Raw genomic sequence first — 14,986 nt, 5'->3', positions numbered from 1 at the left:
CTGGCCCTGCCGCCGCCGTCACTGCCTGGCTCAGGACCGACTGGCCCTTCTCTCCTTACCGGTCGCGGCTCGCCGTGCGGCTCGCCGTGCGGCTCGCCGTGCGGCTCGCCGTGCGGCTCGCTGTGCGGCTCGCTGTGCGGCTCGCTGTGCGGCTCGCTGTGGTGGGGCTGGGGCGACCGTCCCCGGCTCCGGGCGGTCAGGCTTGATCCCTCCGCCGGGGACGCTCGCCCCAGCCCCGACGTTGGTCGCCGTCCGCGCGCCCGTCGCTGTTCTTCGGGGGTACGCCTTGACGAGCCCTGCGGTACGCCTTGACGAGCCCTGCGGTACGCCTTGACGAGCCCTGGGGTACGCCTTGACGCGCTGCCCATCCTGCGAATTCGACGCGCCGCCCGTCCTGCGGAGCTGCAGCCGTGCCCTAACCCTGGGGCGTTCGACGGCGCTCGACTTGTCCTGATGGCTCGACTGGTCCCAATGGTCGGCTGTGGCGGGCCGGCGTACCCCGGGGGGTGTGGCTCGTTCTCTGCGGGGCGTGGGGGTCCGCGTACCCTGAATGGTCGGTGACCTGGCGCCTCGAAGGGGAGACGATGACCAAGCAGCCCGGCCGCGACTCAGCCGCGGAGTCGGACCAGCCGGCGGTCGACGCGACCAGCCCGACCGGCCGGTCCCTCCCGGCGCCCGGAGCGGCGGTCCTCGCGCTGCTGGCGCTCGGCTGGCTGGCCGCCATGCTCTGGTCGACCCGGCAGGCCATCACCTCGGCGGCGGCCGGCATCACCGCGATCAGCCTGTCCGCGTTCGCCCTGCCCGGCGTGATCTCGGCCGCGCTCGTGGCCGGCGCGGCCACCGCGCTGGCCTTCGGCAACCTGCTGTCCCGCCGGTACGGCGACGGGACCACGCTGCGTTTCGTCGGCGCGATCGGGGCCGGGATGGTGGTCGGGCTGCTCGCCGCGGTGGCGATCAACCTCACCTACTTCGACACCTCGACCACCAACGTGATCGCCGGCACCACCGCGGCCGCCGCGATCATCGGCGGGGCGATCGCGGGCGCCCGGACCGCCCCGGCGGTCGGTGCGGTGGTGACCGCCGCGCTGGGCACGCTGGTCTTCGTAGTGGCGTTCAGCCGTGCCCGGGACCCGCTGTTCGACCTCTTCGGCGCGGGCGACACCCAGCAGTCGCTCGTCGACGCGGCCAAGTGGGTGTCCCGCACCGAGTCGCTCCTCGGCGGCCTGGTCGCCGGACTACTCGCCTTCGGTTACCTCACCTGGGCGCGGCGTCGAGCCCTGCGGCGTGATCCGCAGACGCGCGCGCTGCGCTGGCCGGCGTACCTGCTCGCGGGCGCCGGACCGGGCCTGCTCCTGCTGCTCGCCGAAGTGATCATCCGGATCGGCGGCCGCTCACTGCTGGACCTGGCCAGCGCGCTCAGCGAGGCGGACGCGGTGGCGCAGACGTCGCTGGGCACCTCGCGGGTGGACAACGGCATCTGGGTGCTGTTCGTGGGGGCGCTGACCGCGCTCGTGGCGTTCGGCCGAACGCTCGGCCCAGCACAGATCGACGACGAGCCGGCCTCGACCGGCCGACCCGGCACCGGGCCGGCGACCACCGCGAGCGCCACCGGCGACGTCGACGAGGACGAGCCGGACACGGTGGTCCGGGAGGCGGACGCCGACCCGGCCCGCTGAGACGCGTGCGGCTGCTCAGCCGGCGGCGCGCAGCAGGATGTCCAACTCCGTCACGTCGTACCACTCAAGCTCGTGATCCTCGGCGCCGTCGACGGTGAACTGCGCGTCCGGGTCACCGGCGGCGGCCTCGGTCACCACGTCGGCCGCTGCGGCGACCTCTTCGACGGCGTCCGTGCCGTCCACGTGGATCGCCGCGACAGCCCCCACCGGCACGGTGTCGGTCAACGTCACCAGGCTGGAGCCCAGCTCGCCGTCGCCACGACCGAGCGCGGCGGGCGACAGGTCGACCGAGACGACCACGCGGCGGCGTGGCGCGGCCGGATCCTCCCGGAGCAGGTGCAGCGCGTCCTGGGCGGCCCGGGTGAACGCGACGTACTCCAACTCCTCCTCGTCGCCCTCGGCGTACCACTCGCGCAGCGCGGGCGTCACCGCGTGCGCGGTGTCGGCGGTCAGCCCCTCCTCGCGCAGGCGGGCCAGCATGGGTACGGTCGCCGGCACGTACACCCGGACAAGCTCGTCGGTCACCGGTCGTCTCCCCGCTCGATTCCGTGCCGGCGGTAGCCGGCACGGGCGCAGATCATGCCGCACGCCGTGACCGTCATACACCTCGCCTCCGGCCGGTGGAAGTTTCCCGCCGGTGTGTCCGCCACCGATGGCTGCGGCGATGTTGGGTGGTGAGCCCTGTCGGTGGCAAACTGAGGCAAACGACGTCAACCCCGGGAGTTCCTGTGGAGCCGAGGTTCCTGCTGCTCTCCGACGTGGCCGCCGAGCTGAACGTGTCGGACTCGCAGGTCTACCACATGGTCCGCAGCGGGGAGCTGCCGGCGATCAAGGTCGGTGGGCGCGGTCAGTGGCGGGTCGAGCGGGCCCGACTGGAGGAGTACATCGCGCAGAAGTACGCCGAGACCGCCGACTGGGTACGCGAGAACCCCCTCGTCGACCGCGACCCCGAGTAGCCACGCCCGGCCCTCCGCTCGGTGATCCACTCCAGATCACCGATGTCGCGACGTTCGATCGGCCGGGATACCACCACCTCCGCGAACCCGAGTCGATCATGCGAGGTGCGCGGCCCATTCGCCGCAGGCGCCATTGACCGGGGCCACTCCATGTCCGAGAATCTAGTTAGTCGGAGGCAAACGAAGGCAAACGCAAGATCACGGGAGGCAGCGATGAGCGAGCGGCGACCCGGAGTCTCCCGACCACCCGTGCGCCTGCGTCCCGTCCCGCCCATCGACCCGCCGTACCAGGACGAGACGTACTGGCCGGGGCCGACCCACGGTCAGCTCGCCCTCGACCTCTTCGCCTCGACACGACCGGATCCCGTCCGGCCCGCGGTGCGCCGCACGGCCCCACGCCGTACGCCCGCGCATCCGGCCAACCAGCCGGGCACTCCCCTGCCCCCGACGACGGCGCCCGAGGCCACCCGGGCCGCGCACCGCTTCGTCGGCACCTGCCTTGAGGTGGTCAACGGCTACCGCTCGCCGGCACAGGTACGCCCTCTGCTCGACCCGGGCCGGGCGACCGACCTGCTCACCGAACTCGCTCGGGCCAGCGGGCGGGCCGGGCCGGCGCGGCGTCGGGCGACCCGGCCGGCACTGCGGCTCACCCGGCTGCGGGTCTGCGAACCTCGCGAGGCAGCCGTGGAGGCAGCCGCCGTGGTGAGTGGCCCTGGTGGCCGCAGCTGGGCCATGGCGGTACGCCTGGAGCACCGGCGGGGCCGCTGGCTGTGCACCGCCCTGCAGGTCCTCTGACCGCGTTGATCAGCTCGACGTCCGGGAAAGCGCGGCATCAACCGGCCGCTGACACACCGACTTCCCGGAAGCGGAGTCGATCTCACTCCCGGGCCAGACGCCGACCGGGGCCGGAGACGCCGATGGGCCCCGGCCTTGTCGGCCGGGGCCCATCGGGACGCGGTGTCGGTCAGTTGCCGCCGTTGGGTGCGCCGTGGCAGCGCTTGTACTTGCGACCCGAACCGCACGGGCACGGCGCGTTGCGGGACGGGCCGTTGCCGGCGTCGGCCTGGTTGGCGGCCGGACGCCGGGACCCCGCCGACGGGAGCGTCGGGCCGCGCAGCCCCGAGGCCGGCCGCTGCGGGGCGGACGGTGCGCCCTGCCCGGGTGCCGCCGGAGCGCCCTGGGGCGGGCGGCCCACGCCGAGCGCCGGCGCCTGCTGCTGCTCCTGTTCGAAGGCGACAGCACCGGGGCTGGCCTCGCCGTCGATGGTCGGAGCGGAGTACTGCAGACCCTGCCGCTGCGGCGCGCGGTTCAGACCCTTGGCCCGGATCTCCACCGGCTTGTCGAGCAGCGTGACCTCTTCCGAGTCGGCTTCGGGCTCCGGCTCGGTGACCTGGACGTCCACGTTGTAGAGGAAACCGACGGTCTCCTCCTTGATGCCTTCCATCATGGTGGCGAACATGTCGAAGCCCTCGCGCTGGTATTCCACCACCGGGTCGCGCTGGGCGTACGCCCGGAGGTTGATGCCCTCCTGGAGGTAGTCCATCTCGTACAGGTGCTCGCGCCACTTGCGGTCGATGACCTGGAGCAGCACCATCCGCTCGAGCTGGCGCACCCCTTCGGTGCCGAGCTGCTCCTCGCGGCGGTCGTACGCGGCGTTGGCGTCATCCTTGAGGCGGGCGACGAGGAAGTCGGCGTCCATGCCGGCCCGCGAGCCGCCGGCCTCCTCCTCCAACTCCTCGATCGTCACGCCGACCGGGTAGAGCTGCTTGAGGCTGGACCAGAGCTGCTCAAGGTCCCAGTCCTCGCCGTAGCCGTCCGAGGTGGCACCCCGCACGTACGCCTCGACGGTGTCGTCGATCATGTTGCGGACCTGGTCGGACAGGTCCTCGCCGTTGAGCACCCGCAGCCGCTCGGCGTAGACGACCTGGCGCTGCTTGTTGAGCACCTCGTCGTACTTCAGAACGTTCTTGCGGATCTCGGCGTTCTGGCCCTCGATCTGGGCCTGGGCGCTCTTGATCTGGCGGGTGACCATCTTCGACTCGATGGGCACGTCCTCCGGGATGTTGAAGCGCTCCATCACGGCCTCGACCGCGCCGGCCCGGAAGCGGCGCATCAGCTCGTCCTGCAGGGACAGGTAGAACCGGGACTCGCCCGGGTCGCCCTGCCGGCCGGCACGACCGCGCAGCTGGTTGTCGATCCGCCGGGACTCGTGCCGCTCGGTGCCCAGCACGTACAGGCCACCGGCGGCGGCGACCTCGTCCGCCTCGGCGTCGCAGGCCTGCTTCCAGGTAGGCAGGACCTCCTCCATCGCCTTGGCGTAGTCCTCCTCGTTCTCCAGCGGGTCGAGACCGCGCTGGCGCAGCTCGTTGGCCGCCAGGAACTCGGGGTTGCCGCCGAGCAGGATGTCGGTGCCGCGGCCGGCCATGTTGGTGGCGACGGTGACCGCGCCCTTGCGCCCGGCCTGGGCGACGATCTCCGCCTCGCGGGCGTGGAACTTGGCGTTCAGCACGTTGTGCGGGATGCCCCGGCGGCGCAGCAGCTGGGAGAGGATCTCCGAGTTTTCCACCGAGACGGTGCCGACCAGCACCGGCTGGCCCATCTGGTGCCGCTCGGCGATGTCCTCGATGACGGCGTTGAACTTGGCCTTCTCCGTCTTGTAGATGACGTCCGGCCGGTCCTCACGGACCATCGGGCGGTGCGTCGGAATGCTCACGACGCCGACCTTGTAGACCTTGTTGAACTCGCTCGCCTCGGTCTGCGCCGTACCGGTCATCCCGGACAGCTTGTTGTAGAGGCGGAAGTAGTTCTGGAGGGTGATGGTGGCCAGGGTCTGGTTCTCCTGCTTGATCTCCACCCCCTCCTTGGCCTCGATCGCCTGGTGCATGCCCTCGTTGTACCGACGGCCGTGCAGGATGCGACCGGTGAACTCGTCGACGATCAGGACCTCACCGTCGCTGACGATGTAGTCCTTGTCGCGCTTGTAGAGCTCCTTGGCCTTGATGGCGTTGTTGAGGTAGCCGACCAGCGGGGTGTTCACCGACTCGTACAGGTTGTCGATGCCGAGCCGGTCCTCGACCTTGGCGACGCCGCGCTCGGTGACCGCGATGGTGCGCTTGGAGTGGTCGACCTCGTAGTCGCCCTCGCCATCCGTGCCGGGCTGGAGCCGGGCCACCACGCCCGCGAACTCGCCGTACCAGCGGGCCGAGTGCTCGGCCGGGCCGGAGATGATCAGCGGGGTGCGCGCCTCGTCGATCAGGATCGAGTCGACCTCGTCGACGACCGCGAAGTTGTGGCCCCGCTGCACCAGCTCGTCCTTCGACCAGGCCATGTTGTCGCGCAGGTAGTCGAAGCCGAACTCGTTGTTGGTGCCGTAGGTGATGTCGCACTCGTAGGCGGCCTTGTGCTCGGCGGCCGGCCGGTTGGGCAGCACGACGCCGACGGTCAGCCCGAGGAACTCGTGCACGCGACCCATCCAGGCCGCGTCGCGCTGGGCGAGGTAGTCGTTGACGGTGACCACGTGCACACCGTCGCCGGAGAGCGCGTTGAGGTAGACGGCCATGACCGAGGTCAGCGTCTTACCCTCACCGGTCTTCATCTCGGCGATGTTGCCGAAGTGCAGCGCCGCGCCGCCCATCACCTGGACGTCGTACGGCCGCTGGCCGAGCACCCGGGCGGCCGCCTCACGGGCCACCGCGAACGCCTCCGGCAGCAGGTCGTCGAGGGTTTCACCGTCGGCGAGCCGCTCGCGGAACTGCTCGGTCATGCCGCGCAGCTCCTCGTCGGTGAGGTTGACGTAGTCGTCCTCGATCGAGCTGACGGCGGCGGCGATGGCCTTGAGCCGGCGCACCATGCGGCCCTCGCCCGCGTTAAGGACCTTTTCCAGAATCGACACGGATCAACGCTCCCCTAGACAGTCTCGAACCATCGTAGGCGCAACATCGGCGCGATGGTCACTGGTGGCGGTGGTCCGCTCCGCCGAACCCGACATAACACGCGCACGGGCCGCGCCCGGGACGTTATCCGGTTACGCCCAGGGCGAACGTTCCGGCACGATGCACGGGTGGAGCCTGTGGAGATCATCGAGGACGGCGTCCTGCTGCGGCCCTGGCGGGAGGCGGACGCCGACGACGTCTACCGCGCCTGCCAGGACCGGGACATTCAGCGTTGGACCACCGTACCGCGCCCGTACCTTCGCGAACACGCCCACGATTTCGTCACGCGGCTGAGCCCGCGAGCATGGGCGGACGGCATCAGGGCGCCGTTCGCCGTCTGCGACGCGGCCAACGGCGACCTGCTCGGCTCGTGCGGGCTGATCTCCATCGACGACGCCGGCACCGGCGAGATCGGCTACTGGACGGCCCCGTGGGCGCGCGGCCGGGGGGTGACCGTGCGGGCCACCCGGGCGGTGTCCCGCTGGTCCTTCGAGAAGCTGGGGCTGCGCCGGCTGCTGTGGCAGGCGGAGGTGGGCAACCACGCCTCCCGGCTGGTCGCGCTGCGGGCCGGGTTCCGGATCGACGGCCGGGTACGGCGGGCGAACCCGGCGCCGGAGGGCGGCGTGGACGGCTGGATCGGCACACTGCTGCCCGGCGAGGTACCCGAAGCAGGGTCGACCGGGCCGGCCGCCCGAGGCACCCTGGCGGCACGCCGGGCCGCTGTCTTCGGTCGCCCACAGCCGACGCTGTTCGCCACCTCGGCCGGCAACGAGCTACGACTCCGACCGATGGAGGAGCGCGATCTCGACGCCGTGGTGCAGACCTGCCGGGACCCGGAGACGATCCGGTGGACCACGGTTCCGGACCCGTACGACCTCTCCGACGCGCAGGGCTACCGGGGTTACGCCCAGGATGCCTGGGCACGGGGAGATTCCGCCTGCTTCGTGATCGCCGACCCGGACGACACCTACGTCGGCACTCTGGACCTGCGGCTCTCCCCCGCCGACCCGCTACTCGGGGACGTGGGCTTCATGGTCGCCCCGGCGGCACGCGGGCGGGGGTACCTGCCGGCCGCGCTCCTCGCGCTCAGCGCCTGGGGCTTCACGGCCCTCGGCCTGGCGCGCATCGAATGGAAGGCGAACGTGGGCAACACCTCCTCCCGGCGGGCCGCCGAAAAGGCGGGCTTCACCTTCGAGGGGACCGCCCGGGGCGGGGTCCAGCACCGAGGTGAACGGATCGACGCCTGGGTGGCCGCGCTGCTCGCCGAGGACCTGACGTGACGGTCCCGCCGCCGGTCGTCGAGGCACACGGGGTACGGCTGCGGCCGTTCCGCGCCGACGACATCGCGGACCTGGTCGACGGGTGTGCGGACCCGCTCAGCCAGCGGTTCGTGTCCACCATGCCGTCCCCGTACACCGAGGTCGACGCCCGCTCGTGGGTGGAGGCCGGCGCGCCGGCGGTCTGGGCCGGCGGCGGCGCCGCGTACGCCATCGCGGACCCGGCCACCGACCGGCTGCTCGGCGCTACCGGGTTGAGCAACCCGATGCCCGCCCGGAGTCAGGCGGACATCGGCTACTGGCTGCGGCCGGCCGCGCGGGGACGCGGACTGGCCGTCGCCGCGACCCGCGCGCTGAGCGAGCACGCCTTCGACACCGGAACGCGGCGGCTGGAGCTGCACACCGAGCCGGAGAACGCGGCCAGCCAGCGCGTCGCGCTGGCCGCCGGCTTCCGCTACGAGGGCCTGCGGCGGTCCGCCGGTCAGGACCGGAACGGCAGACGGTACGACCTGCTGACGTGGGTACGCCTCGCCGAGGATCCGCCCGGCCCGACCCCTCGGCTGCTGCCGGACCTGCCCGACGGGATGCTCACCGACCAGGTGGTGGCGCTGCGCCGGCTCGCGCCGCAGGACGCGGAGATGATGTACGGGCTGCACAGCCGGTCGGAGGTGGTCGCCAACCAGGCGCCGCCGGTGCCGCCGACGCGGGAGTCGATCGAGCGGCGCTGCCGGCTGGCCGAGAGCGCGTGGCTGACCGGCGACATCGCCCGGCTCCTCATCGTCGACGTGGCCACCGGCGAACCGGCGGGCAGCTGCGGACTGTTGTACACCGAGGTGACCAGCGGGGAGGGGTCGATCGGCTACGCGCTGCTCCCCCGGTGGCGGGGGCACGGCTACGCCACCAGGGCGGTCCGGCTGCTCGCGGCCTGGGCGTTCGGGCCGGCCGGCCTCGCCCGGCTGACGGCCGGCACGGTGCCGGAGAACACCGCCTCGCACCGCGTGCTGGAGCGGGTCGGCTTCCAGCGCGAGGGCCTGCAACGGGGGCGTCTGCCCGGCCTGGCGGGCACTCGCCTCGACGACCTGACCTTCGCCCTGCTCCCCGCCGACCTGGGCTGACGGAGCACGGGGGCCGTGACGGACGACCGCCACGACCCCCGCGCTCGACGGGTCGAACCGCCTCAGGTGTCGAGGGAGATGATGCCGTAGTCGTAGGCGTGACGTCGGTAGACGACGCTGGGGCGGCCGGTCTCCTTGTCCTGGAAGAGGTAGAAGTCGTGGCCGACGAGTTCCATCTGGAACAACGCGTCGTCGATGGTCATGGGCTCGGCCGGGTGAACCTTCTCCCGGGCGAGGTGCCACGGCTGGTCGTACTCCTCCTCGACGCGCTCCGCGACGGCGGTGCCGGCGCGGGCGTTCGACGCGGACAGCGGGGCGGCCACCAGGTCGGTGACCGGCAGGTCGGCGGTGGCGGCGGCCACGGAGATCGGCGCGTGCCGACCACGGTGTACGCGCCGGCGGTCCGCCGCGCGGCGTAGCCGGGTGTCGAGTTTCGCGATGGCGGCGTCGAGCGCGCTGTAGAAGTCGTTCGTGCAGGCCTCGGCCCGGATTACCGGACCACGCGAGACGCAGGTGATCTCCACCCGCTGGCAGTGGTCGGCCTGGCGCGGATTGCGCTCGTGAAACAGCTCGACATCGATGCGAATAATCTTGTGGTCGTAACGTTCGACCTTTGCGAGTTTCTCGGCTACGTGTACCCGGTAATGGTCCGGCACTTCGACGTTGCGGCCCTTGACCACGATGTCCACGTGACCTCCTTTGTTCGGACGTCTTCGATCCGGTTTCTCCCGGTCGTGCGCCTCAGGAAGACCCGCTGGCGTCGACCGGTCAGTACGGCTACGCCTCCTCTCACCGCCCGGGGCGGGATGGAACGACCTCCTACCCCCGACAGCGAAACGCTAACTCCTGTTCGCCCGGCAGTCACCCCTTGTTGCCAAGACCGCCCGGTATTTTTCGCACCTCATACACCAACGGGTGAAACGGAAACACGGTCTGTTACAAACGGAGTCTTTTCTCGGTTGCGGCGAGAACCGCGGCGACACCCGGTCGCCAGCCGGTCGCGGTCAGCACCCGGGCCGCCGCGGCCAGTGTCACGCCGGTCGTGACGATGTCGTCGAGCAGCACCACGACGGGTTCGCCGCCCGGGTGGCCGGGCTTGGCGGACGCGCCGGAACGGGGGCGGAACGCCGCCTCGGCGGCCGCCGCACGGCCCGCGCTGTCCAGGGTCACCGAGTCGGGCCGGGGCAGGGCACGCAACGGCCGGTGCACCCGTACGGGCCAGCCGCACCGGCCCAGCCGGGCCGCGCAGTGCCGGGCCAGCCGGTCCAGGTGGTCGCCGTAGCGGCCACGCGCCGCAGCCGCGGTGTCCGGCACCGGCACCAGCGCCAGCGGACGCACCTCGCCGACCGCCGCCGCGACCACCTCGGCCAGCAGCGCGCCGAGCGGACGGGCCAGACCGTGCCGGCCGTGTTCCTTGTACGCCAGCAGCGCCTCCCGGAGCGGACCGTCGTACGGGCCGAGGGCGACGCAGCGCGGCAGGCCGGCCGGGGCGGGGGTGGGGCGGGTCACCCGGGGACGCAGCGCGCTCAGCGCCGCGACGCAGGAGGGGCAGACCCCCTGCCGCATCCGTTGGCGACGCTCCCGGCAGCCGGCGCAGTCAGCGGGGAGGACCAGGTCGGCGAGGTCCGCCCAGAGCCCGCGCACGACGTCAGTAGAGGAAGAACGGGGCCGACGGGTTGCTTGGGCGGACGCCGGCCGGCGGCGTGGGAACGTCGCGGACCTGCTCGGGCGCGATCCGTTCGAACGGGCTGCTGCGGTAGGCCACCTTGTTGGCCTCGTACATGTACGACCCGGTGGGCACGCGCACGCTCCGGTTGGTGGGGTACGCCGTCAAATGGTTGACCTTGGCGCCGACATCGGTGCGCAGCGGCGTCTCCAGGGCGCCGTCCACGCTGATCTCGTAGATCGCCGGCTGGCCCGCCGAGCCGGCCACCACCAGCCGGTCCTCCCCGATCCAGTCCACCGCGGTCAGGTTCGTCAACGAGGTGACCAGCGCCCGGGGCGGGCCGATCGACACCCCGCTGCCGGAGCCGTCGAGGTTCAGCGCCGCGACGTAGAGCCGCCCACCGGCGATCAACGCGACCCGCTGACCGTCCAGCGCGGAGGCGACCGCGGTGACCTCCGGCGAGGGCAGGTTGAGCGGCACCTCGGCCATCCCGGCGGCCTCGTCGAAGCGGTAGAGGCGACCGTCGGCCACCACCAGCCCCTGCGCGGGACGCGTGTCGACGGTACGCAGCCAGACCGGGCGCCCGATCGAGGCGTACTCCCCGGCGCTGCGGCCGAGGGTGGCCACCGTGTCCGCCCCCGTGCCCACCGCGAGTCGCTGCCGGTCCTTGCCCCCGGTCACCACCAGCGCGGCGAGCACCCGGTTGACGCCCCGCGCGAGACCGGCCGACACGATGCCGCGGTTGACCTCCGGCGTGAGGGGCACCGCGCCGCTGGGCTCGCCGGCGAAGTCGAGCGGGCGGATCGCGCCCTCGTAGACGCCGTACCGCTGCGGCTCCTCCCGGACGGGGTAGAGCTGCTGGGCCGTCCGAAGCTCGTCGAGGTCCCGCACGGGCTGGGAGTTGTTCCTGATCTTCAGCTCCAGCTCGCCCGGCAGGTCACCCAGCGACCAGGCGAGCTGCGTCATCACCTGGTCGATCCGGCTCTGGTCGTCGCCGGACATGTCCAGGTTGACTTCCCACCGGTTGTTCGCGCCGGTGGCGTTGTTGATCAGCTCGGTGCCGTCCGGCAGACCGACGACACCCGGCCGCAGCCAGTCGGACGGGCCGCCGACCAGCCACCGCACGACCTCGTTGACACGGCGCTCGTCCGGCACCGCGTACGGCAGGTAGCGCTGGTCGGGCACGAGCCGGGTGCGGTCGGAGCTCCAGAAGTAGATCGACTCGTCCTGGTAGTACTGCTGGAGGGCGACGTCGCTGAGCAGCAGCACGCTCGGCGGGTCGAGCAGGTACTGGCCGGCGCGCTCGTCGCTGCCGGCGCCGCCGAGGGCCGCGCTGCGCAGCCGGAACTCGTACTGGGTCTCGGTCGCGACCGGGGGCGCCAGGGTGCCGTTGGTCCGCAGCACGCCGATCTGCTGCACCGTGATCTTGACGGTCGTGGTGGAGTCGCTGTTGAAGGTGAAGACGGTCTCGCGCAGCCGCACCACGTTTAGCGCGACCTCGCTGCCCTTCTTGTCCTGCAGGCGGGGCCGGTGTTCGGGGGCGATGAACGCCTTCACCCGCTCGTACGCCCGGTCCGGCTCGCCAGCGGCGGCGGACAGGAAGTTGCGCACGAAGGCCGCGTTGTCGCTGCCGCTGGCGGCCCGCGACGGGGGCTCGCTGCTGCGGCCGTTGCTCGATCCGGCCTCGGTCGCGGTGCCGGCCTTGCCGTCGACCCGCACGTCGGAAGAGGCCGGGATGCCGCAACCGGCACTGAGGAGCAGCGCCGCGCCGAAAGCGCCGAGCAGTGGTCGAGCCCTCACGATCGCACCTCCTCCCGCTCGCCGCTGTCGGTCGGCGCCGGGCCGATCGCCAACGCTCCGCCGCTGCCCGGTCCGATGGCCAGGGGGCCGCCGTCGCGTGGGCCGCCGAACGGCAGCGCCGCGTCGGCGGGCACCAGCCGCAGCGGCGAGGTGGTGAGCCGGTCGCCGGCGCGGGCCGGCAGGGTGAGCCGGAACTGGGCGCCCTGACCGGGCGCTCCCCAGGCCTCCAGCCAACCACCGTGCAGACGGGCGTCCTCCAAGCTGATCGACAGGCCCAGCCCGGTGCCGCCGGTCTGGCGGGCCCGCGACGGGTCCGCCCGCCAGAACCGGTTGAACACCAGCTTCTCCTCGCCCACCTTCAGCCCCACCCCGTGGTCGCGGACGGTGATCGCCACGGCGGTCTCGTCGATGCCGAGGGTGATCAGCACCGGCCGGGCCTCGCCGTGCTCGACGGCGTTGCCGACCAGGTTGCGCAGCACCCGCTCCACCCGGCGGGGGTCGACCTCGGCGATCACCGGGGTGCTGGGCAGGTCCAGCTCGATCTCCACGCCCACCCGCTCGGCCAGCCCGGCCAACCGGTCGACGACCCGGTGCACCACCGGCACCAGGTCGGTCGGCTCGGCGTCCAGCATGGCGAAGCCCGCGTCGAACCGGCTGATCTCCAACAGGTCGGTGAGCAGTTCCTCGAAACGGTCCAACTCGGCCTGGAGCAGCTCGGCGCTGCGCGCCACCGCGGGATCGAACTCGTCGCGCTCCGCGAAGATCAGGTCGGCAGCCATCCGGACCGTGGTCAACGGGGTCCGCAGCTCGTGCGACACGTCGGAGGTGAAGCGGCGCTGCAACCGGGACATCTCCTCCAGGCGCAGGATCTGCCGTTGCAGGTTCGTCGCCATCTGGTTGAACGAGGCCGCCAGCAACGCGAGGTCGTCCTCGCCGTTGACCACCATCCGCTGGTCGAGGAGGCCGGCGGAGAGCCGCTGGGCGGTCCGCGCGGCGACCCGGACCGGGTTGACCACCAGCCGGGTGACCAGTGCGGCGAGCAGCCCCAGCAGGATCACCAGGGCGATGCCGGTGCCGACCACGGTCGCCCGGGCGTCGGCGGCGGTGTCGTCCTGACGGGTCAGCGGCACCAGGTAGTAGAGCTCGATCTGCCCGAAGCGGGTCGGCACCGGCGAGCCGTAGACCAGGTACTTCGTCGGCTCGCCGGTGAGCCGCCCGGTCTGGATCTGGCTGGCCACCTTGCCGCTGGCGACCGCGGCCCGCAACTCCTTGCTGATCAGGGGCTGGACGTTGGCCGCCGGCGCGGTGCGGGTCTGGATCATCGTCGGGTAGTCGGCGGCGGTGATGGCCACCACCACGCCACTGGTCTGCTGGGGGTCACCCCCGGCCAGGTAGTTGACCGTGCCCTCGATGGTCTCCTGGAGCTGCGCCTCCTGCGGCTGGCCGTAGAGGGAGACCTGCTTGGCCGCGTACCCGGCGCCGCCCTTGAGACGCAGCTGGACGTCGGTGCGCGCGTTGTCGAGCAGGATCGTCGTGATCTTGTCAGCGATCAGGTACGCGAATCCGCCCACCAGCAGGCTGGAGGCGACCAACGTGATGGTGACCACCCGGACCTGGAGTGAACGCCGCCAGGTCTGGTGCGCCCGGGCCAGCAGCCGCGCGACCCGGCCGCTCAGCACACGCCAGACCTCCCGACCGGCAGCGAGCCGGCGGGCTGTGGTGTTCTGCGGGGGCGGCGAGGTCGACACAGTGCGACCAGGCTATCCGGTGCCCGCCTTGTAGCCCACGCCCCGCACGGTGAGGATGATTTCCGGCCGCTCCGGATCTGGTTCGATCTTGGCGCGCAGCCGCTGCACGTGCACGTTGACCAGTCGGGTGTCGGCCGCGTGCCGGTAGCCCCAGACCTGCTCCAGCAGCACCTCGCGGGTGAAGACCTGACGCGGCTTGCGGGCGAGCGCGACCAGCAGGTCGAACTCCAGCGGCGTCAGCTTCACCTCCTCGTCGTTGCGGCTGACGGTGTGGGCGGGCACGTCGATGCTGATCTGGTTGCCGGGCGGCCCGATGGTCAGCATCTCCGGTGCGACGTCCTCGCCACGGCGCAGCCGGGCCCGCATCCGGGCCACCAGCTCCTTGGGCTTGAACGGCTTGACCACGTAGTCGTCGGCGCCGGATTCGAGCCCGAGGACGACGTCCACGGTGTCGCTCTTGGCGGTCAGCATCACGATCGGCACGCCGGACTCGGCACGAATCGACCGGGCCACGTCGATACCACTCATTCCGGGCAACATGAGGTCGAGCAGGACGATGTCCGGACGACTGTCACGAAACGCGGCCAACGCCCGCTCGCCGTCGGCCACGAACGAGGGCAGGAAACCCTCACTGCGCAGCACGATGCCGAGCATCTCGGCGAGTGCGGGGTCGTCGTCGACCACCAGGACCCGGGCTCTCATGGGATTAATATTGCATCCCCGTTCAGTTCGGTGGGACCGGCGTCACCCGGCACGGACAGCCTCATGATCCCCCCTCGACGCGGTCCGCCGCCACCACAGCTCGGACGGGTCGCG

12 protein-coding genes are annotated in these 14,986 nt (G+C 71.9%); 5 read left to right on the top strand and 7 right to left on the bottom strand.

Annotation, left to right across the window (positions count from 1 at the left end; translation table 11 throughout):
• Window positions 1–584: 584 nt before the first annotated feature.
• Entirely contained in the window at window positions 585–1,676 is a 1,092-nt protein-coding gene (locus ACQP03_RS05215) for a hypothetical protein (protein WP_357394338.1), read from the top strand.
• Window positions 1,677–1,691: 15 nt separating this feature from the next.
• Here ACQP03_RS05215 and ACQP03_RS05210 read toward each other — a convergent pair whose 3' ends face one another.
• Window positions 1,692–2,201 carry a DUF6912 family protein gene (locus ACQP03_RS05210; RefSeq protein ID WP_357134755.1) on the bottom strand — a complete coding sequence of 170 codons (510 nt, stop codon included), beginning with the start codon at window positions 2,199–2,201 and terminating at the stop codon, window positions 1,692–1,694.
• Window positions 2,202–2,404: 203 nt separating this feature from the next.
• Between ACQP03_RS05210 and ACQP03_RS05205 the strand changes: the two genes are divergently transcribed.
• Both ACQP03_RS05205 and ACQP03_RS05200 read left to right on the top strand, forming a co-directional pair.
• Entirely contained in the window at window positions 2,405–2,632 is a 228-nt protein-coding gene (locus tag ACQP03_RS05205) for a helix-turn-helix transcriptional regulator (RefSeq protein ID WP_357134753.1), read from the top strand.
• Window positions 2,633–2,845: 213 nt separating this feature from the next.
• Window positions 2,846–3,427: an Rv3235 family protein gene (locus ACQP03_RS05200; protein ID WP_357134751.1), complete on the top strand. Its 582-nt coding sequence runs from the start codon at window positions 2,846–2,848 to the stop codon at window positions 3,425–3,427.
• Window positions 3,428–3,596: 169 nt separating this feature from the next.
• On the opposite strand, the gene secA is transcribed toward ACQP03_RS05200, so the two are convergent.
• The gene (gene secA, locus ACQP03_RS05195; RefSeq protein ID WP_433460406.1) at window positions 3,597–6,524 is read right to left on the bottom strand and encodes a preprotein translocase subunit SecA; all 2,928 of its coding nucleotides are present in this window, start codon (window positions 6,522–6,524) and stop codon (window positions 3,597–3,599) included.
• Window positions 6,525–6,692: 168 nt separating this feature from the next.
• Here secA and ACQP03_RS05190 point away from each other — a divergent pair, with 168 nt between their 5' ends.
• Together ACQP03_RS05190 and ACQP03_RS05185 are read left to right on the top strand one after the other, a co-directional pair.
• The gene (locus ACQP03_RS05190) at window positions 6,693–7,844 is read left to right on the top strand and encodes a GNAT family N-acetyltransferase (protein ID WP_357134747.1); all 1,152 of its coding nucleotides are present in this window, start codon (window positions 6,693–6,695) and stop codon (window positions 7,842–7,844) included.
• On the top strand, window positions 7,841–8,956 hold the full coding sequence (locus ACQP03_RS05185) for a GNAT family N-acetyltransferase (protein ID WP_433460404.1): 1,116 nt from the start codon (window positions 7,841–7,843) through the stop codon (window positions 8,954–8,956). Before ACQP03_RS05190 ends, ACQP03_RS05185 begins: the two co-directional genes overlap by 4 nt.
• 62 nt (window positions 8,957–9,018) lie before the next feature.
• On the opposite strand, the gene hpf is transcribed toward ACQP03_RS05185, so the two are convergent.
• The 5 genes from hpf to mtrA all read right to left on the bottom strand — a co-directional run bounded on the left by hpf (window position 9,019) and on the right by mtrA (window position 14,872).
• A complete protein-coding gene (hpf, locus tag ACQP03_RS05180; RefSeq protein ID WP_357134743.1) occupies window positions 9,019–9,645 on the bottom strand; it encodes a ribosome hibernation-promoting factor, HPF/YfiA family in 627 nt (208 codons plus the stop codon).
• 247 nt (window positions 9,646–9,892) lie between these two features.
• Window positions 9,893–10,600, bottom strand: a complete 708-nt coding sequence (locus ACQP03_RS05175; RefSeq protein ID WP_363660142.1) for a ComF family protein — start codon at window positions 10,598–10,600, stop codon at window positions 9,893–9,895.
• 4 nt (window positions 10,601–10,604) lie between these two features.
• Window positions 10,605–12,422, bottom strand: coding sequence for an LpqB family beta-propeller domain-containing protein (locus ACQP03_RS05170; RefSeq protein ID WP_357134739.1), 1,818 nt, complete (start codon window positions 12,420–12,422; stop codon window positions 10,605–10,607).
• Window positions 12,419–14,170, bottom strand: a complete 1,752-nt coding sequence (mtrB, locus tag ACQP03_RS05165; protein WP_357172807.1) for an MtrAB system histidine kinase MtrB — start codon at window positions 14,168–14,170, stop codon at window positions 12,419–12,421. The genes ACQP03_RS05170 and mtrB overlap by 4 nt, the downstream gene beginning before the upstream one ends.
• A 12-nt stretch (window positions 14,171–14,182) precedes the next feature.
• A complete protein-coding gene (gene mtrA, locus ACQP03_RS05160; RefSeq protein WP_355052014.1) occupies window positions 14,183–14,872 on the bottom strand; it encodes an MtrAB system response regulator MtrA in 690 nt (229 codons plus the stop codon).
• Window positions 14,873–14,986: the final 114 nt, after the last annotated feature.

It is taken from the genome of Micromonospora sp. CA-248212, assembly GCF_050948405.1.
Classification (GTDB): domain Bacteria; phylum Actinomycetota; class Actinomycetes; order Mycobacteriales; family Micromonosporaceae; genus Micromonospora.
This window is presented reverse-complemented; position numbering and strand designations above follow the sequence as displayed.